The following is an 888-nucleotide window of genomic DNA, read 5'->3' on the forward strand; positions in this document are numbered from 1 at the left end:
CCACGTCGGCGTCGCGGACCTCGAACGACAGCACGCGTTCGTCGGCCATGGCGTTCAACGACTTCGCGCGTTCCGAACAACGCTTGCGGGCGTCGACGAACTCGCGGTCCTGCAGGGTCGGGATCTCCGCACTGTCCACAACGGACCGCAGCTCGATCCGGTCGGGGAACACCCGCAGGCCGTCGTAGTGGTTCACGCTGAGGTTGCTCAGCGGGTGCGCCTGCGCGACCCCGCCCATCAGCAGCATTCCGAACAACACCAGCACGAACACCCTCATCGCAAGCTCCCCAGAATCGCCTCGCGGTGGCGCAGGACCTCAGGATCACGCCACCCCAGCGCAACAGCCTTGTCGGAGTACGGAAGTGCTTCCGCGGACCGCTTGTTGACGTGCAGGGCCCACGCCATCGCGTCCGCGGTGAAGACGCTCTGCCGCTTCGCCCACTCCTTCTCGGCGAACCGCAACGCCTCGACGGGATCCCCGTGATCAGCGGCGATCAAGGCCGCCGTCAGGTCGTCGCCGCCAAGAGCCCGCAGCTGTCGCAACGCCAGGTCGTGCTGAACCCGCGCCTCCTGCGGCCGGCCGGCCCTGTCCAGTGCCCTGCCGTACTTCACCAGGTACTCCGGCGACGGCACCTTCGACACGAGCCCGCGATAGACCTCGAGCGCCTCCTCGTTGGTGCGCCCCTTCAACTCGTCCAGCTGGAAGCGGCAGAACTCCGCCTCCTCAGCCGAGGTGGCCGCCTCCAACGCCCGGTTCAACGCCTCCCTGGCGTCGTCCAGCCGGCCGTGCAACTCGAAGTGGTAAGCGGCGCGGGTGAACGAGGCGACACCCGGTCGCAGGTCCAGCATGCGTTGCAGCGCAACGGAAGCGCCAGCGTCGTCACCGAG

The 888-nt window shown here is 68.0% G+C and carries 1 protein-coding gene and 1 pseudogene; both read right to left on the reverse strand.

Annotated features, from left to right (window positions below; translation table 11 throughout):
• A pseudogene (locus tag B0F77_RS39945) lies at positions 1 to 277 on the reverse strand (hypothetical protein); the annotation flags it as partial.
• Positions 274 to 888: tetratricopeptide repeat protein (locus tag B0F77_RS39950; protein WP_483868454.1), on the reverse strand; the 615-nt coding region annotated here is incomplete at its 5' end. The gene B0F77_RS39950 and the pseudogene B0F77_RS39945, both read right to left, overlap by 4 nt.

The sequence above is a fragment of the Lentzea kentuckyensis genome, assembly GCF_002150765.1.
In the GTDB taxonomy this organism is placed as follows: domain Bacteria; phylum Actinomycetota; class Actinomycetes; order Mycobacteriales; family Pseudonocardiaceae; genus Lentzea; species Lentzea kentuckyensis.